A 22,015-nucleotide genomic window follows, 5' to 3' on the forward strand; every position below is an offset into this window, starting at 1 on the left:
TATAATCCCCGTTTGGCTGGCTACTGCCACTTTTCTGCTTCTATTCTGCATTATGCCCATCGCATCAGAATCATCGAACGCTTTAACGGCTGAGGAGCGATGGACGCTGGTGGCTGCCATCGCAGCTTCCTGTATGGTCTTTCTCGATGGCACTGCCCTGAACGTTGCCCTACCGGCCCTCCAGCGTGACCTCAACGCCAACGGGGCCGGGATGCTCTGGGTCGTAAATAGTTACTTGCTCGTGCTGGCTGCTCTGGTGCTGGAAGGTGGGGCTTTGGGCGACCGTCTGGGCCGCAAGCGGGTCTGCATGGCGGGTCTGATGTTGTTTGCGGCGGCATCTCTGGCGTGCGGAATGGCTCCTGCCACTGGGTGGCTGATTGCTGCCCGACTGATACAGGGCGTTGGCGGGGCCCTGTTAGTACCCGGCAGCCTGGCGCTGATTTCGGCTCAATTTCCGGCCAATAAGCGGGGGCAAGCCATTGGGACATGGTCGGCGACGACCACACTGGTTTTGCTGGCTGGCCCGGCACTTGGCGGCTGGCTAGCCGATGCCGGGTGGTGGCGGGCCATCTTTCTGCTCAACCTGCCGCTGGCCGCCGTTGCCCTGGTGGTGCTGTGGCGCAAAGTGCCCGAAACCCGTGACCCCTCCGCGGAGGGCAGCGATTGGCCAGGCGCGGCGCTGGCGGCCCTGGGCTTAGCGGCGCTGACCGCTGGGCTGCTGCTGGTTCCGGCCCAAGGCTGGGCCAATCCCTGGGTTTGGGGGGGCGTAGGGGGCGGGTTTCTGGCCCTGAGCGCTTTCATCGCCCTCGAAGCGCATGCTTCGCATCCGATGCTGCCCCTGGTATTGTTTCGCAACCGCACCTTTAGCGGCACGAACCTGCTCACCCTGTTTCTGTACGGAGCCCTCACGGCCGCGACCTTCTTCCTTTCGCTCAATTTAGTTCAGGTGCAGGGCTATACCCAACTGCAGGCCGGGCTGGCCTTTATGCCGCTGGCCGGGCTCATTTCGCTGGGCTCGCGGCCGGCCGGCCGCTGGGCAGACCGCCACGGTCCCCGGCTCCTGCTCACGGTCGGTCCGCTGGTCGTTGCCCTGGGATTTGGCTGGCTGAGCACCGTGGGCGTAACGCCTGGGCCGTCTGCTTACTGGAATACTTTTTTCCCCGGCATGGTCTTGTTCGGCTTGGGAATGGCCGTGACCGTGGTTCCCCTGACTACAGCCGTCATGACGGCCGTAGCGAGTCATTACGCGGGCACGGCCTCGGGCGTGAACAACGCGGTTTCCCGGGCAGCCGGCGTATTGGCCTTGGCCATTTTCGGCGCCGTTGCGCTGGTAGACTTTCACAACCAGTTGGCACTGCACACCGCTTCCGTTGTGCTATCGGCCGTGGCGCGCACCGATTTGCGCACGGAAGCGCGCAAATTTGGCGCCGCTTCCGTGCCGGTTAGTGTGCCCGCACGCCAACGCCCGGTGGTGAAACAAGCTTTCCGCGAGGCGTTTCAGCACACCTTTCAGCGCATTCTCCGGCTGTGCTCAGTAATGGCCCTGGCCAGTGCCGGCCTAGCCTTCTGGCTTGTTCCCAGTGTTTCACCACCGACTGCCAAGCCTCCTGCGAATGGCAAGTAGTGGCCTACTTTATCGCCAGATGTTGGATAAATCACCGTTTCGGTCACTTGTCATCATCGGTAGCCAAAGGGAATGCCGATATTGAAATAGGGCAGGACCCTTTCTGCAGCATTGGAATAAAGCAGGCTCGCATCGATGGGTCCCAGAAATGAGCGGTAGCTTAACGTGACCGCTCCGCCGTAGCGTACCTGTGCTGACTGCAGTTGCAAATTAGCGGTGAGAAAATCGTGATAAAGCACATTTGCTTTCCCACTGATGTACACCTTGGGCGCCAGGGCATGGCGGTACCCAACCAGGGCGGCCGCCGCGCTGCTGGTCAGCAAGGCCGCTTCGGGAAGCCCGGCAAAGGTGAGTTGGTTGCGTAGTACGGGCGTGAGCCCGCCCACCACGAAATCATTGACTACAATTTGCCGGTAGTTGAAGTTGAGGCCGGCCTGCGCTTGTAACAGAAGGGTGGCGCGCGCTGACAGGGGGCAAAATTGCTCCAGATTGAGGCGAGTGCGCAGGTAGGGCCGGAACGAGAAGCGCGCCGCGTCTTGGGTCTCGACCAGGGTGGGGCCGTCCAGCACCCGGAAGCTAGGGGCTTGCCCGTAAACGTAGCCTGCCTCGGCGTCTACCTTGCGGCCGGCGGTGGGATATATGGCGGCATTCCAGGTATTGGCTTCGTAGCAAATGAAGCTGGTAATAAGCCGCAAACGCCCGTTCAGTTGAAGCCCGGAAGCAATTTCGGGACGGAAACTGACGTATTCGTAGCGGGTGCCGACTCCAAAGGCTGCGTTGCGGGTGAACTCCTGCATGAGCTGGCCGCTGACGGTGCCGTAGCGCTGGGTGTAGAGCCCGGATTTGCGAATGCCCGCACCATAGGTGGCGACATCCAATTGCTCCGCCTGGGCCAGCAGGCGCAGGAAAGCGTGCTTACTCGGGGTCAGGTACTGGAAGTGTTTAAGGCGGAAGCGCGGGTTCTCGCCGAGGTTTAACGCCGCTTGGCTGGTGGAAAACGGCAGTAGCCAATCCTTAGCGGAGATGCTACTAATCAACCCAATGCCGGTGAGGGAATGGTAGTGCAGCCCAAACTGCAGGTGGGTGAGCGGAGCCCGCACCGCCTCAAATACTATGTGGGCCGTGGAATCCGGCAAGGGTTGCAGCGTATAGGTTAGGCGACGAAAATAGCGGGTGCCAAACGCCCCCCGCACCGCCGCCGACAGCTGTGTTGGCGTGTAAAAGCGGCCGGGCCGAAATGTCATCAGCTGCAGCACCAAGGACACGTTTTGAGGTTCCAGCCCGTGCACCTCGCAACTACTGATATAGATGGAGTCAAGGCGAGGAACCGGCCGCAATGGTGCCCTGGGCCCGTATTGCGCATCGAGCGAATCAGCCAGCCGCTTAAGCTGCGGAAAAATCTGCTGCCCCCGGCCAAGGCCAATGCGTGTGATGGGTTTGGCGTCGGCAAAGCCCCCGGTGGTGAAGCCTTTCAGCGGATAATCAACGTAAACGTCGCATAAAGCACGTTGGCTTTTGAAGTCGGCGTTGTCTTTGAAGAATGTGATTTGCAGCAGCACATCAAGTGCATTTCGTAGGCTGGCCTCGGTGTAGGCCCCGTTCGACACATTGCTGCCGATGATAACTCCCGCGCCCATGGCTTTGAGTTCCGACACGGGAAAATTGCGCACAACGCCCCCGTCGACCAACTGGTGGCCCTGGTAGTAAATGGGCGTGAAAACGGACGGAATAGCCATGCTGGCCCGAATGGCGGGTACGATTTCACCCCGTTGCAGCACCACCGCCTCGCCCGATAAAATGTCGGTAGCTACGCAGCGAAACCCGCGCTGGAAGCAGCTAAAGTCCTTGGTGCGGTAGTAAGGCAGGAACAGCTCGCTAAGTTTAAGCCACAACTCTTCTGATTCAATAACGCCGCTGGGGGGCTGTAGTTTGCGCCGGACAAACGGGAGTTCAATCAGGTAGCGGCTTACATCGTCCTTCTCCGCGAGGGTGACGGTGCGCAGCTGGGCCCCATTGGTTAGTAACGCACCCCAGTCCAGCTCGCATACCAATAGGTCGATGTCATGGCCGCTGTAGCCGGCGGCGTAGAGCGCCCCCACAATTGCCCCCATGCTGGTGCCTGTCACATAATCGACCTGCACGCCGGCTGAATCAAGCATCTGTAGTAGTCCGATATGGGCCAAGCCGCGCGCTCCACCGCCGCTCAGCGTCAGCCCAATCCGGGGACGTGCTCCGGGCGGTTGCGCCCGCCCGGCTTGCCCCATCGCAAATAGCAGCAAGAGTAAAAAGAGCGGAAATTTCATGGGGAACTATTAGGGCAGGAGCATTTCTGAATAGGCGGAGCCATGGTGGTCACATCAGCTTTGCAAACTGGCCTGGTGCCATTCCCGTCGGGCGGTTAGAAGAAGAAACCCAATCGTGCCAGTAACAACTGCTCGGTAGAAGAGAGACCATACATGGCCGTTAGCGTCACCAGCGGCTTAGGCGACACCCAAAGGCCGCCACCGTAGCCCCGGTGCCAAGTAAGGGAGTCCTCGCCGGGCACCCACACCCGGCCCACGTCGTGGAAGGCCAGCACCCCAAACGTGAGCGGCAGCACCACCGTGCTAAAGCTGCCTAGCTGCAAGCGGGCCTCCAGATTGTTGTACAGGCTCTGGCGGCCCGCGAAGCGCGTGCGGCGAAAGCCGCGCAGGTTGCTGAGCCCACCGAGCGTAGCGGCTTGGAAAAACTCGTAGTCGCCAAAGTTAGCCGTGCCGCCGAACCGGCTGGCCAGCGTGAGGCGAAACGGCAGCCGGAAGCTGCGGTACAGCGCTAATTCAGAATTGAGCTGCGTCAGGGGACGGGCTGCGGCGGTGAGCGGGCGCTGTAGCGTGAGCTCGGTGCGCCAGTGCGCGCCCTGGGGCCAGGCAGCTTTGGCATGCAGACTGGTCATCTCCAGTCCTAGCTGCAGGCCCGCGTACTGCTTATCGGCAAAAAGACTGGCGGGGCGCAGGCGGTCATCGGAAAGCTGATGCAGAATGCGGTCGGCTTGGTCTTCCACTTCGACGGCTTGGTATTGCACCCCACCAAACACCTGCCAGCGCGGCGTGAGGGCCCGGCGCAGCATCACGGACGTTGCGACATTGCGGAATCGCACCCGGTAGTAGCTCAGCGGCTGTTCGGCGATAGGCTGGGTGTTATTGCCTAACCCGTAGAAGTTGCGCACGTAGTTTGGGGCCTCTACCAAAGCTTGCAACTGCACGTCGAGTCGACCAATGGCCTGGGTGAGCAAGCCGTTATAGGCGAAGCTGAACGCGCCGGTGGCCAAGGCTACATTGCCGGTCAGGGCGTGCGTGGCGGCCCAGGGCGACTTGCGAAAGCCGGGACGCTTGATGCCGACGCCCCATCCCAAGAAGATGCCGTCGTCCACGTTGTAGCTGCACGGCATGAGTGGCATCAGGATAGGGTATTGGAAGCTTTCGCGGTCGTAGGTACGCGTGCTTTCTGCCGGGTTCAGGTGCAGCCGGGTGGCAGCGTGGCCAACCATAGTCAGGCCTTGAGGCTCATCATAGGCCACAGTTTTGCGGCGGCTTGCGCCTACCTGGGAGCGGTCGATGAGGCTATCGGCCCCGGTGCCCCCGATTATTCGCACCACGGAACCCGTGCTTACGCGGCCACTCACCGTGAACAGGTCGTCGCCGCCCTGACCGTACAGGCGGATTTCCCTGGTTTCAGCCGTGAAAAACGTGCGGTTGTACAACAGCGCGCCGCGCTGACCGGCAGCAGTACGGGCATACATCCTCACCTGGGTTTGGGCATCATTTTGGCGCACCACATCGAAGTACTCGCCTTGATTGCTGCCGACCACATCTACCCCCTCGGCCAAGAAGAGGTAATACTTATTGGCCCAGGAAGGCAGGTCATTGCGATGGGCCCGTAGCTTGGCTAAAATTGTGGGGCCGGATAACTGGTAAATGGAATCGGGCCATTGGTGCAGCGCTTTTAGTAGCACGGCATCACTCAAACCAGCCTGCACCGAGTCGGCTACGGCGCGCCAGTCGGCCTGTCTCAGTTCCGTAAGAAAGGAGCGGTCGAAGTAGCGGGCCTGGTAGTTAAAGGTATTGATATTGCGAAAGCCTGTGTGAAATCCCTGGATGCGCGGCAACAAAAAGTCCATGCTGGCCTCGCGGGGCAGCAGGCCCTGGTTCACGAAAAAAGCTTGGTCGCGGTCGCGCGGCACGGCCCGAAACCGCTTGCCGCCGCCGGATAGGGGGTAGGCCAACCAACGCCATTGGTCTTCGTGGCGGTCCCAGTCACCTAGTAGCATATCCAGCAAGCGGGCACGGAGCACGGCGCGCTGGTCCACGCGGTTGCGGGCGTCGGCTTCTAGTGCCGCCAGGACATCGGCGGTGCTGTAGTTTTTACGCTCGGGCTGGCCGGTAAAGAGGCTCGGCGGCGTAGGCTCCCGGGCTTCAAGCAGTGCCAGCGTGCCCGCAAATTCCGGCCGGTACAGGCCCAGACGTGGGTCGTTGGGTACGTACACCAACTGCGGGTTGGAGTGCCCCACACCTGCCGCCTCGGCTAGCGTAGGCACGGCCAAGGCCGCGTACGGATGAGCCGCCGAAATCTGGTCCTGCACGATGGCTGTGGCAAACGTGTGTCGCAGAAACGGGGGGACCGAACTGGTCGTATTCTTCTCAACGGCCCGCAGTACATACTCCTGTCCACTACGAGCGCGCAGGCGCAACGCTTTGGTTTGCAGACCACCCCCACGTTTTAGTGGAATTAGCCCGCCTTCGGCCGTGCCCAGGTCCAGCACCGGTACTGTCAGCCGCTGCTCCCATTCGCGGCGATAATTGGTGCCCTGTAGCCACTTTTTCACTCGGCCTGCTTCATACTGCGTGCTGGCCTGCACCACCACGGTTTGGTTGCGAAAGCTGTGAATAAGGGTTGTATCGTTATCCTTGGGCCGGTTGGAAGTTGGGGTCAGCCATTGCCAATTGAAAAGGGGGCGGTTCGTAGTTTGACCGGCCGCGGGCGCCCAGTACGTTGCCCGCACCGTGTCTTTCATCGCATAGTCAAGACGCATGAGACCCGCCGGCTGGGGGGTATTGTCCCGCCAAGTTACCCGCGCTGTGCTACCGCTGACGAGGTAGTGCACGCCGTTCAATTCGTGGTAGTTCGGGTGGCGGCCCTGCCCGCTAACATATGCTAGGCCAGGGTATCTTTCCAGCGTACGGCGCAGTACCCGGCACAACAGACGGTAACCTGGATTGGGAAGGGCTGCCTGCTGCACGTAGCTGCCGGTTTTATAAATGGCGTGGTATCCGGCCACGACCACTTGCTTGCCGGCTGCATAGTTTCGGCGTAAGATATCATCGAGCAAAACCATCACGGCGGCGGGGTCCAGTGCCTCGCACCCGCTGGTACGCTTAGGTTGGTCATCGGCATATAACCACCACGGCGTATTAAGGACCACCAGCGTATGCTGCGCATCCAATACCACTTCGACCGGGCCGGGGCAGCCCGAGGCGGGCCAGACTACTTTGCCGCGACCAAGGAACTGCTCCAGCAGCAGTTGCGGTTCGCGGCCCAGTAGCCAGCCAGCCCCGCCCGGGACAACAACTAACCGGCCGGGAAAGCTCTGCAGGGGAGCCAGCAGTTGGCGCAGCCGAGCCTCGGCACGGGCACGTGGCGCGGCCGCGGTCGGTAGGGGCTGAAATAGTTGGTCGCCGAGGAGCACCAACGTACTCTGCGGCCCGGCTTGAGCGCGCAGCTTTTTTACGCTTTCTGCATAACTGGCCAGAGCCAGTCGGCCGGTTCCGCCCAAAAAGAAAACGGTGCTCGCCGGAGCGGGCGAGGCCTGCCCTTGGGCCATCGCAAGCCCAGGTAGCCCCAGCAGCACGAAGCCAACCAGTCGGCAGCAAAGCACTACGCAGGAGTAAAGACAATGCATCAGAGAGGGGCTCAATGGCGCAGCCTTCTGGAAGCCCCAGTGGCTTGCGGGGGCGGGGTACCGAGGTAGCCACCAGCTGGCAACCAATGAGGATACAAAGCCCTTATAACCCGGTCAACTCAAGCCCTGTGCCATGAATATGTAAGCTTAGAGACCCGCATCAAAAGGCTTTCACGATAGCGTGACGCAGGTTTTACTAACTTTTCACTTAAGTGGTTAGCCCTCTTTTCGGAACTGCCTCCAAATTTATACAGTGTTTTTTTTGGATATCTCCAATTACCTGGGAGCTGCATGCCATGCCATTCGCTTTTTTATGTGCCCGCGAGATACCCGCAAGGCAACTCGACTCTAGGCTAAAGTTCAGCATGTCGTGTTATGCATGGAAAGCTATTCATTGAGGACTAGGTAAATCAGAAGTATTGATATAGGGGTCTCACTAGAGTAGGAACAGAAAACCCCGCTAAGGAATTCGGTTCTGCTAGTTCCTGATTGGCCCTTAGCTACTACCCGCCCCTTGTCGTTCTTTTACGGCATGGAAGAGCTGCTGAATCCCCGACACCCGCTGGATAAGTACCACCAGTCGCAACTGGAGTTTCTGGCAGCGCTGCCGGAAGCGCAGCGCGCCTACCACGCCCGGCTGTTTCGGCTGGGTAATGCCAGTTACCGCTACCAGCAGCAGGCTGACGGCGAGGTAACGGAAGAGGATTTCCGCCATTGGCTGGAAGGCTTGCCCGAGAAGATGCGGCTAGCCATGGAACGTGATGGCTTTGCGGCCAGCAAGAACAGCCTGCCGCTCCGACGGCACGCGCTCGAGCGCCGTGACCTGGGCTACGATGCGTTCCTGCAAGCCATCCTTTCGCCCGAGGATTGGGCTTATCAGCAGGAGTTGGCGCAATCGCTACCCCCGAAGCAGGAACGCGTCTAAGGAGAGAAAATGAGCGGTTGACAACCGATTTTAAGTGGTCGAATAGGCCTTTCGGGCAAAAGTTTCGAGTTAAGAACGTTCGTTCATGAAAACAGTCCGAAGGTAAACGTCCTCTGTTTGATGAAACGAGAGTGGCTGTTGCAGAACTCTCCAAGCGCACGCATCTCCGGGCAACACAAAGGGCGGCCGGCAGAAAACGTGGCTTTAAGGGCTTGTTCGAGCAATTGATGACCTAATAAACAGGTGGTGACTGCCTGTTTCGGGAGTTCTGCAACAGCCACGGTCCGAATCGAAAAACGCGCCGTTAATCGAAACGAGGGTGGCTGTTGCAGCACTCCCTATCGGCCTTTCCAAGGTGCTGCCATTAGTTGAACCAGTCCTTGAACCCTGCGTTGCAGCCGTTTTTTGCTCGTCCCGCTGTTAAAGGCACGCTGTTTTCGAGCCAATTGCGGGTTGTGCAACAGCCACCACCGTTAAGGTGAACATGCCGGTTGCACCTGCGTGGTGCGCAGCACTATCCTGCTGCTACTACCTTGGTGCGCTCAAACCGCCGCGATGGAAAGAAAAAGTGGTCTCCTGGTGTGCCTGCTCGGTGGGGCGGCCGTCTCCCTGGCGTGTGGGTGCTGGTGGTTCGAAACCGAAGCGCAACTGCAGCACATCTACGATCAGTCCGAGGAGGCCTTTGTCGGACAAGCCATCGCCGCCATTGCCCCCCACGAGCCCGGGCGAAACCGCCGTTTTTTGGGCTACGATGTGTTGCTGCGCGTCACCAGCCGAAAAAAGGGCCTTGTCCGCCGCGATACCGTGTTGGTATTGCAAGAGGAGAGTAATTGCGCCCGCCCCTTCGTCAAAGACGATACGGTTAATGTTTTTGCGCACGTCATTCGCCACGTCCAGCCGCTGCTTCAACCGGGCCAAGAGCACTACTCTTACTTCGATGAGCAGCGCCAGTCCTTTTACCGAAGCGGTGGGGCCGCTGTGGTGAAGCGGGATCAGCAATGGGCGGGGCGTTTCCCGGCCATCACCACGAACCAATGCATTTCCTTCACTAACCGCCACCGCCTGGTGCCCGCCTTTTTTCGCGCAAAGCAGGATCAGTAGAGGCCTACTGACTGCCTGCTTTTGCCTTTTCCGACCGTTTAAATAGACAGCTTTGCGCTTCAAGTAATCGTTGCACTTCCACGTTTCTGGCACCGCATTTCTAGCCGAAGCCCCATTCTTGCCCGAGGAGTCCTTATATAAATAGGCAGGGGGCTTCCTCCGTCGCAGGCAGTGCCTGAGTGGGGCGAACCAGGGCCGCAAGTCGAGAGAGCCAATGGGCGAGTGCGATAGGCTTGCGCAATTTCATAAGCTGAAGTGCAGGTGTTCCACAAAGGACGCCCGCGCCCATTACCGGCAGATGTCGCGCCCGCTATGTTTTTATGAAGCCAGAAAAAAGAGCCCCAAGACCGCTTGGCGCGCGACTACTACCGTCAACAAGCACGGCCCAACTTGCAGATTGGGGCATGCTTGTGGGCTTTTAACCTAATTGTTTATCCGTATCGTGCCGTCGTAAAGCGCTAGCCATAATGGGGTGGTGCCGGCCGGGCCCACCCCCGACCCGACCGGGCTGATGTTCCCTCTTCGAAACAAAGGTACTCGCACCCTGTGCCTCCCGAAACCGTTTGGGGCAATCATAATCGAACCGTAACCCGTGCTTCATTCGGCCCATCCACGCCCGCTGGCGGGGCTAGGTGGGCCGGCGCTACTCCTTCAACCAACTGCTATCCTTCAACCAACTACCAAACCGACTTCTTCCCAAGTCCCGCTGCCGCCCCGCAACGGGACTTTTTGCTGCAGCCAGGGCTGCTTCTTTCTACCGAAAGTACTTGCGCGTCAGCCGGGCCCGAATCAATGGCGGCAGCGGCGTCCCGCGCGCATAATTCGCAATCACCGCTGCTTCCCGGGCCTTGCTGAAGCGCACCAGCTTGCTGATGCCGATGCCCATTGGGAGCGCTCCCAGGAAAGCGCCCTCCAGAATGGTTTCCCCTTTGTGCGGTTGCGTGGTGGGGCCGGTGCCCGGCGCGTACCCCACCGAAAACAGCGTGAACAGGCCCGTCAGCGGCAGACCGAGGAAGGTAAACGTCAGCCCGCCCGTGCGCCGGTCCTGAAACAGCAGGTGTACCGCCCGCACCGTGTCCACGGCCCGCGGCAACGGCACCAGGGCCGCGGCTGGCCGCAACGGGTCGGCGGGGGCCTGCGCCTGCGCCGACTCACCGAGGCACACCACCAGGAGTAATGCCAGCCACCGCCGCCAGGTTCGCATTCCAATCAATCCTCCAGACGCGGAATGGGCAGCGAGACGTACGGACATACCGGCAGGCAAAAAAGAAGACAAAGTTCGCCCTTGCCTACCCGTGGAAGGCGCGTCGGCCGTTACGCTGGTATTACCATTTGCTGGCGGGCCAGCTCCCATTATCAGCAAGCGCTTGGCCCCAAGCCCCACTCCGGCAGCCTATCTCAACGGCTATCCAGGCCCCGCCCTGAGCTCCCCGATTTCGGTGGCATGCTGACGGACAAACGAAGCGCGCAGGACGGACTCGGTCATGGCATTTAGCAGGCAGGGGAAAAATCTAACGGCCTCCGCAACTAATACGCGCTTTTTGCCCAATAATTTATTATAATATATAAATATTTAACAATATAGTAACGCATTCCGTCCTGTCAGCGGCATACTATCCACGTTCAAGGCTGTGCGCGTTAGTGCTTGGCTGCCGCCCGCCAGAAACCGGGCTTCATTTAAACGACTGAACCGATGCTCCGCCCGGCCACCCGACACCAGGTCTGTGTTCTAGCGTTTGGGCTACTGGCCGCTGGTTGTGGCGGTATGCCTCCGGAAAGCAAGATTCGGATGGATGGCTCCAGCACGGTTTTCCCCCTGACCGAAGCCGTGGTGGAGGAATACGCCCGGGAACACCCGGCGGCCCGCATCACGGTGGGCGTCTCGGGCACGGGCGGGGGCTTTCAGAAATTCTGCCGGCGGGAAATCGACGTGGCGAATGCCTCCCGGCCCATCAAAGCGAGCGAGCAGCAGCAGTGTCAGGGGCTGGACTACGCAGCGCTCACCGTGGCCTACGACGGGCTGGCCGTGGTGGTGAACCCGGCCAATACCTGGGTGCGGAGCCTGACGGTGGCCGAGCTGAAGAAGATGTGGGAGCCCGCCGCCCAGCACCGCCTCACGCACTGGAACCAGGTCCGGCCCGAGTGGCCCAAGGCCGAGATTCACCTGTTCGGGGCCGGTACGGCCTCGGGCACCTACGACTATTTCACCCAGGCCATTGTGGGGACCAGCCACGCCAGCCGGGGCGACTACACGGCCAGCGAAGACGACAACGTGCTGGTGCAGGGCATCGCCACCGACCGTCTGGCACTGGGCTTCTTCGGCTTTGCCTACTACGAGGCCAACCAGGCCGCCCTCAAGCTCGTGCCCATCGACGACGAGCGGGCCGACAACGGGGCCGGGCCGGTGGCGCCGTCGCCCGAAACGGTGAAGAACAAAACCTACGCGCCCCTGTCCCGGCCCCTGCTCCTGTACGTGAGCGGGCCCGCCGCCCGCCGCCCGGCCGTGCAGGCCTTCCTGCGCTTCTACCTGCGGCAGGCCCCGCGCCTGGCCCGCGAGGTGGGCTATTTCCCGCTGCCCCCCACGGAGTACGACCGCGAGGAGGCCCGCTTTGCCCGCTTTGTGGCCCAGTCCCGCTAGCCAATCTCACCCCGCCCTTCGTCCTTTAAGCTCATGAAAACGTCCGAACGCATCATTGAGGCGCTGCTGGCGCTGAGCGCGGGCCTGAGCGTGCTCACTACCGGGGGCATTATCTGGATTCTGGCCGTGGAGGCGGTGCATTTCTTTGGACAGGTGCCGCTGGGGGTGTTTCTGACCGATACGCAGTGGACGCCGCTCTTTGCCGAGCAGCACTTCGGCATCCTGCCGCTGGTGGCCGGCACGCTGCTCACCACGGGGGTGGCCGTCGCCGTCGCGCTGCCACTGGGGCTCATTATCGCGTTGTATTTCAGCGAGTACGCGTCGTCGGCGTTTCGCAACGTGGTCAAGCCGCTGCTCGAAATTCTGGCTTCCGTGCCCACGGTTGTCTATGGGTTCTTTGCCCTGACGGTCGTGACGCCGTTTTTGCAATCCCTGATTCCGGGCCTGGCCGGGTTCAGCGCCCTGTCGGCCGGTATCGTGATGGGCGTCATGATTCTGCCCTTCATTTCCTCGCTCAGCGAAGATGCCCTGGGGGCGGTGCCCGAATCCCTACGCGAAGCCTCCTACGCCCTGGGGGCCACGCGCCTGCAAACGGCCTTCCGGGTGATGGTGCCGGCCGCCTCGTCGGGCATCACCGTGTCGGTGATTCTGGCCATTTCCCGGGCCGTGGGCGAAACCATGATTGTGGCCATTGCCGCCGGCCAGGAGCCCCGCCTGACGGCCAATCCGCTGGTGCCCATCGAAACCATTACCACCTACATCGTGCAGGTCAGCTCGGGTGACGTGGCCTACGGCACGCTGGAGTACAACACGATTTTTGCCGCCGGCATCACCCTGTTCGGGCTCACCCTGCTGCTGAACAACCTCGGGTACTGGTTCCGCAAAAAATACCAGGAGCAATATGACTAGCACGACCCGCAACCGTCTGCTCGACCGCGGCTTTCGCGTGGTGGGCGTCCTGGCCACCGGAGCCGGGCTGTTGCTGCTGGCCCTGTTCCTGCTCGACATCGTGCACGCGGGGGCGGGGCGGCTCAGCGGCCCGTTTCTGCGCGGCCTGCCCTCGCGGTTTCCCGAGCGGGCGGGCATTTACACCGCCCTGCTGGGCACCACTTGGATAATCGTGCTCACCGCGCTACTGGCCGTGCCAGTCGGCATCGCGGCGGGCGTGTACCTGGAAGAATACGGCCACAAAGGCCGCTGGGCGGCGCTGCTCGAAGTTAACATCACCAACCTGGCCGGGGTGCCGTCGGTCATTTATGGCCTGCTCGGGCTCGAGGTATTCGTGCGGTTTCTGCGCCTGGGCAGCAGCGTGCTGGCCGCCGGCAGCACGCTGGCGCTGCTGATTCTGCCCATTCTCATCGTCACCACCCGCGAAGCGCTCAAGGCGGTGCCCCGGACGTTGCGCGAGGCTTCGTTTGCCCTCGGCGCCACGCGCTGGCAAACCATCTGGCACCAGGTGCTGCCGGCCGCGGCCGGCGGCATTTTCACGGGCCTGATTCTGGCCCTGGCCCGCGCCGTGGGCGAAACCGCCCCGCTGCTGGTCATTGGCGTGCTGGCCTACGTGCCCTTTGCCCCGGCCAGCCCCCTGGACGAATTCTCGGCCCTGCCGGTGCAGATTTTCAACTGGATTTCGCGGCCCCAAAAAGCGTTTGGGGCCAATGCGGCGGCGGCCATTATCGTGCTGCTGCTTATCACCTTCAGCCTCAACGGCGCGGCGATTTACCTGCGCTACCGCTGGCGCCAGCGCCTCCCGTAGCCGCGCCGGCCCCACTGCCTATTTTTCCCCTCATGCACGAACTTCAGTCTCAGCACGTCAGCGTTTATTACGGCCCGCAACGCGTGCTGGAAGACATCACCCTGGACGTCAGTGCGCGGACGGTGACGGCACTGATTGGGCCTTCGGGCTGCGGCAAATCCACGTTTCTGCGCCTGTTCAACCGCATGAACGACTTCATCCCCGACTGCCGCCACGAAGGCCACGTCCTCATCCACGGCCAGGATATCTATGCCCCGGAGGTGGTGGTGGAGGAGCTGCGCAAGCGCGTGGGCATGGTGTTTCAGCGGCCCAACCCCTTTCCCAAAAGCATTTACGACAACGTCACTTACGGGTTGGTGCTGCAGGGCGTGCGCACCAAGGCCGTGCTCGACGCGGCCGTGGAGCAGGCCCTGCGCCAGGCCGCGCTCTGGGACGAGGTGAAGGACAAGCTTACACAATCGGCCCTGGCCCTCTCGGGGGGGCAGCAGCAGCGCCTGTGCATCGCGCGGGTGCTGGCCGTCGAGCCCCAAATCCTGCTCATGGACGAGCCCGCTTCGGCCCTGGACCCCATTTCGACGGCCAAAATCGAGGAGCTCCTCTACGAATTGAAAAAGGACTACACCATCCTCATCGTGACGCACAACATGCAGCAGGCCGGCCGGGTGAGCGACAAAACGGCCTTCTTCAATTACGGCAGGCTCATCGAATATGACGACACGCGCATCCTCTTCACCCAGCCCCGGCACGAGCAGACCCAGAACTACATCACCGGCCGATTCGGCTGAACGGGTTTAGACGGACTGCTTTCATGGGGCCGGCTGGTGGCCGTTTTCTGCTGATTTTTCCATCATTCTATTCCATCATCATGGCCCACTTGGAAGTTGAAGTCCAGAAGCTTAAAAAGGAAGTGCACGCCATGTGGGGGCTGGTGCTCGGGCAGCTGCGCCACGCCCAGCAGGCGCTGCAGGCCCTCGACCCGGTCCTGGCCAAGGCGGTGGTAAAGCAGGAAAAACACATCAATAACAAGGAACTGCTGATTGAGCGCCACTGCGAGGACATCATCGCCCTGCACACGCCGGTGGCCATTGACCTGCGCTTCGTGCTGGCCGTGCTCAAGATTAACACTAGCCTGGAGCGGGTGGGCGATGCAGCTAAGGCCATTGCCAAATTCGTGCTCCACTCCGTGCTCGACGGCGAAATGCCGTTTGACGCACACTTGCTGGCCATCAGTCGGCTGAACGAGATGTGCCAGCAGGCCACCGGCTTGCTGGAGCTGGTGCAGCAGGCTTTCGAGCAGGAGGACAGCTCCCTGGCCCGGCGCATTTTTCTGGAAGGCAAGCTATTGGGCGACAACAACCTGAAAGCCCACGCGGCGATTGCCGACTACATCCGGGATAATCCCACCCAGGTGCATCAGGGCCTGCAGATGCTGCTCATCGTGCGCAAGCTCGACCGCATTGGGGACGAGGGCAAGAACATCGCCGAAGAGGTCATCTTCTACGTGGATGCCCAGGTGCTGCGCCACCAGTCCGGCCAGAAGCGCAACCGCTAGACGGGCATCCTGACTGCCCGGTGGGACCTGGGAAAAACATAACATTGAAAAGAACCTTTTGCAAGGGTTTATGGCCGTGCTTTGCATCATGATTTGGTAATACTGCCCCCGGCCCCGCACCTTGCTGCTTCGGCTGTCATGCTAATAATCAGTGCGTCGTGGCCGCTTATGGTCGGGTTCGCCATGGAGCGGCGGCGCCATTCCTCTTCCCTCATTGGCCCAGCCGCGGGCCTCACCCTTGTTTCCTTGTATGAGTAATCCCAAAAAACACCTCGTTGAACAATTAGCCGCGGCCGTTGCGCCCTTGGGCGGCGACGCTACCCCGGCAAGCGGGCCCAGCAAAGCCGTGGCCAAAACCCTGCGGCAGCTAGCCAAACAGCTCACCAAGCAGCAGAGCAAGCAGGCCAAAACGGCCCAGCAGCCCATGCCCCTCACCGCCAAGCGCGCTCGTAAAGCCCTGGCCGGCGAACTGGCCACCGCCTTGCAACCCTACTTTGAAGCAGCCGGAGAGCCAACCGCAAAAGCTCCGAAAAACGTTACCAAGGCCGTCAAGCGCCTGGCCGCACAGTTGGTTAAACAGCGCCACAAACAAGCCAAACACAGCGCCAAGCAGGCCAAGCTCAACGCGAAGCAGGCCGCCAAATCCGCCCAGCCCGTCGTAGCCAGTGAGCCCGTAGCCAAAGCGGCCCGCAAGCCGGCCGCTCGCGCCAGTGCGCCAGTCACGGCGCGTCGCCCGGCCGCCACCCCGAAGCGCACCACGTCCAAGGCAGCCGCATCATCTGCCGAAGCCGCCAACGGGTAGCCGGGTCAGGTTGTCCCTGCCAGGTCGAAATCCTCAACAACCACCCTTCCGCCAGACCGTCCAACCGGCAGGTTTGGCCTTACCCAAAATTCAAATGCCCTTCCGGCCATGTGGCGGGAAGGGCATTTTTGCGCGCTTACCTATCCGGTTTACGACTTTTCAGACGGGGCAGCCAACAAAGAAGGGCCTTGGCTTACTTCTGACGATTCGGCAACAGTGTTGGGTACGGACAAGCCTGCCGGTTGGGCGGTCTGGCGGAATGGTGATAGGTGGGGACAGGATATTATGCTGCCAACAAATGCATCTACGTGCTGAAAGGCGGGTCGCTGCTCAGGCCCGGGGTGCGGCATGCGCGGGCCAGCCGGGCGCTTATTTTGCCAGGAGCAGGTCGGGATAATCCGTGATGATGCCATCAACTCCTTGCCCAATCAACTCCCGGGCAACAGCGGCCGCATTCACCGTCCAGGGAATCAGCAGCAGCTGTTGCTGGTGGCAGGCCTGCACCAGTGCGGGCGTTACCAGCTGGTAGTTGGGGCTGTAAATCGTCGGCCGGAAACTAAGGCGCTGCAAATTAACGGTCAACTCTTCCTGGTTCTCGACCAACAACGCCGTGCGCAACGCCGGCTGCGTACGGTGGACAAGTTCCAGGGTGCGCGGGTCAAAGGATTGAATAATCACCCGGTCCTGAACGCCTTTCTGATTGATGACGGCCAGCAGCAGCCGCACGAATTCGGCAGGGGCCGGGTGGTTGATGCCGTCTCCCTCGGGCGTGGTTTTGGTCTCGATATTGTAGTACGGCACGGGGCGGCCCTTCCACCGCGCGTACGCCTCGGCGGAATCAATCACCTCGGCCAGCAGCGGCTTATTGGTGCGCAGCTTTTGCTGCCGGGGAAACCTGGGGTTGCCGTGACTGCCCACATCGTAGCGCCGGATTTCGGCGTAGGGCAGCGCGTACAGCCGCAGGCTTTTTTCTTCTGTCTTCGTGATGAGGGAACCGTCGGGTAGGGACACGAAGTCGGCGTTCATAAACGGGTCGTGTGAGAGCAGCACCTGCTTGTCCTGGCTGATGGCGATGTCCATTTCCAGCGTCGTCACGCCCAAATCCAACGCCTTGCGCATGGCCGGAATGGTGTTTTCCGGCATCAGCCCGCGGCCGCCGCGGTGGCCCTGCAGGTCGAGCGGACGCTGCTGTGCCTCAGCGTTGCCCAGCAAGCCCGGCAACGCCAGGGCAGCAAGCAAGAGTGGTTTTCTCATCATCAGACGGCGATGGTATCGTGGTACACCTGCCCGAACCGGTCGGTGGCTTCGATGCGAATTTCCTTCGCGTTGGCCGAAGGCCGGGCAAAGAAAAGGTGGTCGGTCAGAGTGGGCTCCACCCATTTGTGCTTGGCGGGCAGCTGGTCGCCGGACTGCAGCCGCACGGCCAGCGGGTCGAGGCCGACTTGCTGTTGCATGTCGCCCTGGCGCACCCCGTTTTCAAACCACACGACTTTCCATTGCGGGTCCCAGTTCCACACGTTGGCCACGATGTCATCGGGCCGGCCCGCCACGCTGCCTTTGGGGTAGGAGCGGAGCTGGTGCTCGCGGTCGTGGCCGACGGATTTGTAGTACCACTTCACCTCGCCGCCGCTCACCTCGTACACGCCGTAGCCGCTGGGCGTGCCGTCGGTGCAGATGGGGCCGGTCCACCACGCGCCGCACACCGCGCCGTGGGTATGCTCGATGGTGTTTTCATTGAAAATCTTCTCGCACACGTGGGTGTGGCCCGACATGATGTGCACCGCGTAAGGCTTGAGCAGGCGGTACAACTCGGCCCGGTTCGAGACCACCCCGCCCAGGGATTCCTCTTTGAGCTTGTTGCGGCGCTGGTCGCCGCTGTCCACCGGAATGTGGAGGGCCACCACCACCGTCGTGCCGGGTTTAACGTGGCTTAAATCCTGCTCCAGCCACTGCAGCTGCTTCTCGGTGAGGTAACCGATATACTTTTTGGGCGGGCCAATGAAGAAGACGTCATCCAGCACGACGTAGTGAATTTCGCCCCGGTTGAAGGAATAATACGTGGGGCCAAACAGGCTTTTGAACGTCTGGGCCGAGCCCTCGTCGGCGCGGGCCGTGAGGTTCATGTCGTGGTTGCCGATAACCTGGAAGAAGGGCAGGCCGGTGATTTCAACGGCTTTTTTGTAGTCCTCAAACAGCTCGTGCTTGTCCCACACCAAATCCCCGCAGCCAATGGCAAACGTGCTGCCATCGTACTGGGCGGCCAGCTTTTTGAGGTCAGGCGCGGAGCTGGTAAGCAGCTCGTGGCAGTCCTTCTTGCTAATCATCTGCGGGTCGGCCCACACGATGAACGTGTGCCTGGTGTCGTCGCCGGCCAGCTTTTGCAGGGCGAAATCGGCCGTCATCTTATCCGTACCCGGCTTGATGGGCTGAAAGAACTGCGCCACGCCCTTCTCGTGCGGAAACGCGTAGCCGCGCGGAATAGTGAGGTGTACGAACTCGGCCGTGGCGTTGCTTTCCAGCGTGTATTTGCCGGCTTTGTCGGTGAGGACGATGTTGTTGCCGTCCGTCACGGGCACGCCCGCGATGCCGGTGCCGTTCTGGTGCACCTTGCCCCTGATGGTGAGCGGCGCGAGGCTCAGCGGCTGGCCGCCGGGCGCGGCCGGGATTTCTTCAGCGGCGAGCGCGGCCGGCGCAAACGGCAGGCTCAGGCCGGCACTGACGAGACCGAGATTTTGAAGGAATTGTCTGCGAAACATGGGAGGGGGAAGTTAGAAGAACGTCCTGCCGAACCGCGTTCGGCAGGACGTTCCTGATTACTCAGCGTCAGTTAGTTTTCGTAAATGGCAATGTCATCCAGCCCCAGCCGGCCGTTGAGCACGGCCGGCGGCGCGCTCACGCCCAGGCCCAGCTTGTTGATGCGGAAGCGCACCGGACCGCTGATATTCATCAGGAAAGTGATGGAGTGCTGCCAGTTGCCGGCATCGGTGACAGTAGCGCCGGTTTGCTGCCAGGTGGCGCCCTGGTTCTGCGAATATTCCAGCTTCCAGGAGCTGGCCGCATCGGTGTAGTAGGCGCCGTAAATGAGCGTGACTTTGGTGGCGCCGTTGGGTAGGTCGAACTTCATTTCGACCATGGCCGGCACCGTCAGGCCCTGCTGCATGCGGATACCCTGGGTGCCGGTGTAGCGGTCGCGCCCCGAAGTATTACCCAGGATGGACTGGTACAGCTTCCACGGGCCGCTGCCGAAGGTCACGGTATTGTCGGGCACGGCGGCGGTGTTCATGTCGTAACTGCCTTTGCTGGCGGCGGGCACCAATTCGAAGCTCTCGGGGAAGTTGCGGTAGATGGGGCCACTGGGGTCCACGGCATCGGCGGCGGTGCGCAGCCAGAGCTGCGGGGCCGCAGCCTGGGCAGCATCGACCCCACCCACCGGGATGCCCACGAAGGTGGCGCTGGCCGGGATGCGGCGGGTGGCAAAGCTGGCGCTGGTTTCGGTGTGCAGGGTGAGGCGTTTGCCCGCACCATCGGCCAGGGTTTTGTTGCCGGCGTAGGTATCGCCCGAAACGGGCAGCGGCGTGATGCTGCCGCCCGTGATGCGCACCAGCGTGCCCTCGTAGGCATCGAAGTTGGTGAGCAGGGTCTCGATATTGAGGTCGCGGGCGGTCACGGCGTTGCCGCTGCTCACTTTGCGCACGCGGTCGGCCGTCACGCCTTCGAGTCGCAGGGCGCCGGCCGTTTTGGTCAGCGTGGCCCCGGCAATGTCCACCACCACCGAGTCGCCCACGGCCGCATTGGAATTCCCATTCAGCGGAATAATGATGCCGCGCACCACGCCGCGCCGCTTGTTCTGCACCACGAGGGTCGTGGGGCCACCGGGTACGTTCGCGCCGCCGGCATCCGATATCACGAGGCCCACCACCTGGTGCGCCCCCGAAAGCTGGGCCGCTTCCAGCACCACGTTCGAGCCGGTGTACAGCCGGCGCAGGTCTTCGAGCGAAACGTTCGGGCTGGGCTGGCCGCCCGCGTAGTCGGGGTTTTCCTCCAGGCAACTGGTGCAGGCCAGGGCCGCAAACAGCACCAGGAGGCTGGTTACAAGGGAATGTTTCATTGCTGCTTGGGGAGTGAAATGGGTGGGCCGTCCGGATGATTGTCGCCGAAGCAGGCCGTTCTGGTTGATTCGTATGGATTCAGACATCGGCCCCTACAATTGCCACCACACCTTCGTGTTGATATCATCCGGGCCCTGGTCGGCCACGGCGGCCTGGTAGTTCACCTGATTGAGGCTCTGCACGTAGAGGGGGTAGTTGATTCGGGCGGGCATCTGGCGGTTGTTTTTCAGGCCGGGACCCAGGGGCAACACCGGGTGGCCGCTGCGGCGGTACTCAAACCACTGCTGGAAATCGGTGAAAAACAGCGCGTAGTATTTCTGGAGGTGAATCTGGTCGAGCTTGACCACGGTGCTGTTGGCGGGCTCCCACTTCACGTCGCCGCCGGTGAGGTAACCGGTGGGCACGGTAAGCCCCCAGAGGGTGATGCCGTTGGTGGTGCCGGTTTCGTAGTAGGTTTTGGCATCGCCGGTGGCCCAGCCGCGCAGCACCACTTCGGCCAGGATGAGCTGGACTTCAGGGTAATTGAGGATGTTGCCGAGCAGCGGCTCCGTCATCAAGGCGGCGGGGTAGGTGGACTTGGCCACCGGAATCTGGGTGGGCAGGTAGCCACTCGGGATACCCTCGTAGGTGCCGTTGGAGAGGGTGGCCCACTTAGCCAGGCGCGGGTCGTTCCACTCCACGAGGTTGTTGATGAAGAACTCACTCATCGAGCTGAACGAGCTGAAATCGGCCGTGCGCCAGGTCTGGAAGGGCGACTGGTACGGGGCCGTGCCCGTCCAGCGCACGATGGCCGACTCGGCGTTATTGGCGATGAGCGGATAGTCGCTGGCGTGCGTATTCACCAGGTCGCGCAGCTTGGCCTGCGGGCTCAGCCCGCCCGGGGCAATGGCCTCGGTGCGGTTCGAGACGCGCAGCAACAGGCGCAGGTAGAGCGAGTTGCCAAACTTGCGCCACTTCAGGGCATTGCCCTGGTAGAGGGGGTCGAGCAGGGCCTGGTCGGCGGTGAGGTTGGTATTGGCTTTGAGCAGCTCGTTGGCTTCTTCCAGCTTCGCAAACAGGTCCCGGTAGATGTCCTCCTGCCGGTCAAACTTGGGCTGGAGCTGCCCGCTGCGGCCCTGAATGGCCTCCGAGTACGGTACGTCGCCAAACGTGTCGGTGAGCAGCGAGAAAGTCCAGACCTCGCAGATGCGGGCGATAGCCATGAAGGTGCTGCTCTTCACCGTGGCCGCGCTGGCATACATGTCGCGGAAGTCGGTGAGCTGGGTGTACCAGCCGTTCCACATGTAGTCCGCCTCGGCGGGGCGGATGACGTAGCGGTGGAACTCGTCGTTGTCGACCCGCGAGACGTGCACCTGCATCAACTCATTAGTGATGCGGAAGGCCCGGTCCATGTTGCGCTTCACCAGGTCGGTGAGCGCCGGGGCCAGCAGCGTTTCGGGGATGACGTTGGGGTTCTGGTTGGGGTTGATGTTCATTTCCTCGAAGCCCTTGGTGCAGGCCGAAAGGGTGCTCAGGCCGGTGGCGACGAGGAATAGCCCGGCGAATAAGTTGCTCTTTTTCATGGGGAGTGCTT

Annotated in this window: 16 protein-coding genes; 9 read left to right on the forward strand and 7 right to left on the reverse strand. The window is 61.5% G+C overall.

All coding sequences use genetic code 11. The features are described 5' to 3' along the window. Positions 1-52 precede the first annotated feature (52 nt). Positions 53-1,624 (forward strand): MFS transporter, encoded by a 1,572-nt coding sequence (locus tag AAFH49_RS13440; protein WP_342298885.1) that lies wholly within the window; start codon positions 53-55, stop codon positions 1,622-1,624. A 53-nt stretch (positions 1,625-1,677) separates the two neighbouring features. On the opposite strand, the gene AAFH49_RS13445 is transcribed toward AAFH49_RS13440, so the two are convergent. Both AAFH49_RS13445 and AAFH49_RS13450 read right to left on the reverse strand, forming a co-directional pair. Beyond that, a complete protein-coding gene (locus AAFH49_RS13445) occupies positions 1,678-3,927 on the reverse strand; it encodes a patatin-like phospholipase family protein (protein ID WP_342298887.1) in 2,250 nt (749 codons plus the stop codon). Positions 3,928-4,022: 95 nt separating this feature from the next. Then, positions 4,023-7,481 (reverse strand): BamA/TamA family outer membrane protein, encoded by a 3,459-nt coding sequence (locus AAFH49_RS13450; RefSeq protein WP_342298889.1) that lies wholly within the window; start codon positions 7,479-7,481, stop codon positions 4,023-4,025. A 592-nt stretch (positions 7,482-8,073) separates the two neighbouring features. Between AAFH49_RS13450 and AAFH49_RS13455 the strand changes: the two genes are divergently transcribed. Then, entirely contained in the window at positions 8,074-8,484 is a 411-nt protein-coding gene (locus AAFH49_RS13455; RefSeq protein WP_342298890.1) for a hypothetical protein, read from the forward strand. Between the two features lie 555 nt (positions 8,485-9,039). Beyond that, positions 9,040-9,585, forward strand: a complete 546-nt coding sequence (locus AAFH49_RS13460; RefSeq protein ID WP_342298891.1) for a hypothetical protein — start codon at positions 9,040-9,042, stop codon at positions 9,583-9,585. Positions 9,586-10,339: 754 nt separating this feature from the next. On the opposite strand, the gene AAFH49_RS13465 is transcribed toward AAFH49_RS13460, so the two are convergent. Beyond that, positions 10,340-10,837, reverse strand: a complete 498-nt coding sequence (locus AAFH49_RS13465) for a hypothetical protein (protein ID WP_342298893.1) — start codon at positions 10,835-10,837, stop codon at positions 10,340-10,342. A gap of 513 nt (positions 10,838-11,350) precedes the next feature. Here AAFH49_RS13465 and AAFH49_RS13470 point away from each other — a divergent pair. The 6 genes from AAFH49_RS13470 (at position 11,351) to AAFH49_RS13495 (ending at position 16,333) form a co-directional block, all read left to right on the forward strand. Continuing rightward, complete coding sequence (locus AAFH49_RS13470) at positions 11,351-12,223, forward strand: PstS family phosphate ABC transporter substrate-binding protein (protein ID WP_342298896.1); 873 nt, start codon at positions 11,351-11,353, stop codon at positions 12,221-12,223. 33 nt (positions 12,224-12,256) lie between these two features. Beyond that, the gene (gene pstC, locus AAFH49_RS13475; RefSeq protein ID WP_342298899.1) at positions 12,257-13,132 is read left to right on the forward strand and encodes a phosphate ABC transporter permease subunit PstC; all 876 of its coding nucleotides are present in this window, start codon (positions 12,257-12,259) and stop codon (positions 13,130-13,132) included. Then, positions 13,125-13,979: a phosphate ABC transporter permease PstA gene (pstA, locus tag AAFH49_RS13480; RefSeq protein ID WP_342298900.1), complete on the forward strand. Its 855-nt coding sequence runs from the start codon at positions 13,125-13,127 to the stop codon at positions 13,977-13,979. Before pstC ends, pstA begins: the two co-directional genes overlap by 8 nt. Positions 13,980-14,011: 32 nt before the next feature. Further along, positions 14,012-14,764: a phosphate ABC transporter ATP-binding protein PstB gene (gene pstB, locus AAFH49_RS13485; protein WP_342298902.1), complete on the forward strand. Its 753-nt coding sequence runs from the start codon at positions 14,012-14,014 to the stop codon at positions 14,762-14,764. An 80-nt stretch (positions 14,765-14,844) separates the two neighbouring features. Continuing rightward, entirely contained in the window at positions 14,845-15,531 is a 687-nt protein-coding gene (gene phoU / locus AAFH49_RS13490) for a phosphate signaling complex protein PhoU (RefSeq protein ID WP_342298904.1), read from the forward strand. A gap of 250 nt (positions 15,532-15,781) precedes the next feature. Then, complete coding sequence (locus AAFH49_RS13495) at positions 15,782-16,333, forward strand: hypothetical protein (protein WP_342298906.1); 552 nt, start codon at positions 15,782-15,784, stop codon at positions 16,331-16,333. Between the two features lie 369 nt (positions 16,334-16,702). On the opposite strand, the gene AAFH49_RS13500 is transcribed toward AAFH49_RS13495, so the two are convergent. From AAFH49_RS13500 to AAFH49_RS13515, 4 genes are all read right to left on the reverse strand, one after another. Further along, positions 16,703-17,587 (reverse strand): glycerophosphodiester phosphodiesterase family protein, encoded by an 885-nt coding sequence (locus AAFH49_RS13500; RefSeq protein WP_342298908.1) that lies wholly within the window; start codon positions 17,585-17,587, stop codon positions 16,703-16,705. A 2-nt stretch (positions 17,588-17,589) separates the two neighbouring features. Continuing rightward, a complete protein-coding gene (locus tag AAFH49_RS13505; RefSeq protein ID WP_342298910.1) occupies positions 17,590-19,089 on the reverse strand; it encodes a calcineurin-like phosphoesterase C-terminal domain-containing protein in 1,500 nt (499 codons plus the stop codon). A gap of 71 nt (positions 19,090-19,160) precedes the next feature. After that, the gene (locus tag AAFH49_RS13510; protein WP_342298913.1) at positions 19,161-20,441 is read right to left on the reverse strand and encodes a DUF5689 domain-containing protein; all 1,281 of its coding nucleotides are present in this window, start codon (positions 20,439-20,441) and stop codon (positions 19,161-19,163) included. A 93-nt stretch (positions 20,442-20,534) separates the two neighbouring features. Next, positions 20,535-22,004: a SusD/RagB family nutrient-binding outer membrane lipoprotein gene (locus AAFH49_RS13515; protein WP_342298914.1), complete on the reverse strand. Its 1,470-nt coding sequence runs from the start codon at positions 22,002-22,004 to the stop codon at positions 20,535-20,537. Positions 22,005-22,015 lie beyond the last annotated feature (11 nt).

This window comes from Hymenobacter segetis (assembly GCF_038448715.1).
Lineage (GTDB): Bacteria > Bacteroidota > Bacteroidia > Cytophagales > Hymenobacteraceae > Hymenobacter > Hymenobacter segetis.

Coding starts and splice junctions, on each gene's coding strand:
- AAFH49_RS13440 (WP_342298885.1), top strand. CDS start 53: ATGCCCATCGCATCAGAATCATCGAACGCTTTAACGGCTGAGGAGCGA.
- AAFH49_RS13445 (WP_342298887.1), bottom strand. CDS start 3,927: ATGAAATTTCCGCTCTTTTTACTCTTGCTGCTATTTGCGATGGGGCAA.
- AAFH49_RS13450 (WP_342298889.1), bottom strand. CDS start 7,481: ATGGCCCAAGGGCAGGCCTCGCCCGCTCCGGCGAGCACCGTTTTCTTT.
- AAFH49_RS13460 (WP_342298891.1), top strand. CDS start 9,040: ATGGAAAGAAAAAGTGGTCTCCTGGTGTGCCTGCTCGGTGGGGCGGCC.
- AAFH49_RS13465 (WP_342298893.1), bottom strand. CDS start 10,837: ATGTCCGTACGTCTCGCTGCCCATTCCGCGTCTGGAGGATTGATTGGA.
- AAFH49_RS13470 (WP_342298896.1), top strand. CDS start 11,351: ATGCCTCCGGAAAGCAAGATTCGGATGGATGGCTCCAGCACGGTTTTC.
- pstC (WP_342298899.1), top strand. CDS start 12,257: ATGAAAACGTCCGAACGCATCATTGAGGCGCTGCTGGCGCTGAGCGCG.
- pstA (WP_342298900.1), top strand. CDS start 13,125: ATGACTAGCACGACCCGCAACCGTCTGCTCGACCGCGGCTTTCGCGTG.
- pstB (WP_342298902.1), top strand. CDS start 14,012: ATGCACGAACTTCAGTCTCAGCACGTCAGCGTTTATTACGGCCCGCAA.
- phoU (WP_342298904.1), top strand. CDS start 14,845: ATGGCCCACTTGGAAGTTGAAGTCCAGAAGCTTAAAAAGGAAGTGCAC.
- AAFH49_RS13495 (WP_342298906.1), top strand. CDS start 15,782: ATGAGTAATCCCAAAAAACACCTCGTTGAACAATTAGCCGCGGCCGTT.
- AAFH49_RS13500 (WP_342298908.1), bottom strand. CDS start 17,587: ATGAGAAAACCACTCTTGCTTGCTGCCCTGGCGTTGCCGGGCTTGCTG.
- AAFH49_RS13505 (WP_342298910.1), bottom strand. CDS start 19,089: ATGTTTCGCAGACAATTCCTTCAAAATCTCGGTCTCGTCAGTGCCGGC.
- AAFH49_RS13510 (WP_342298913.1), bottom strand. CDS start 20,441: ATGAAACATTCCCTTGTAACCAGCCTCCTGGTGCTGTTTGCGGCCCTG.
- AAFH49_RS13515 (WP_342298914.1), bottom strand. CDS start 22,004: ATGAAAAAGAGCAACTTATTCGCCGGGCTATTCCTCGTCGCCACCGGC.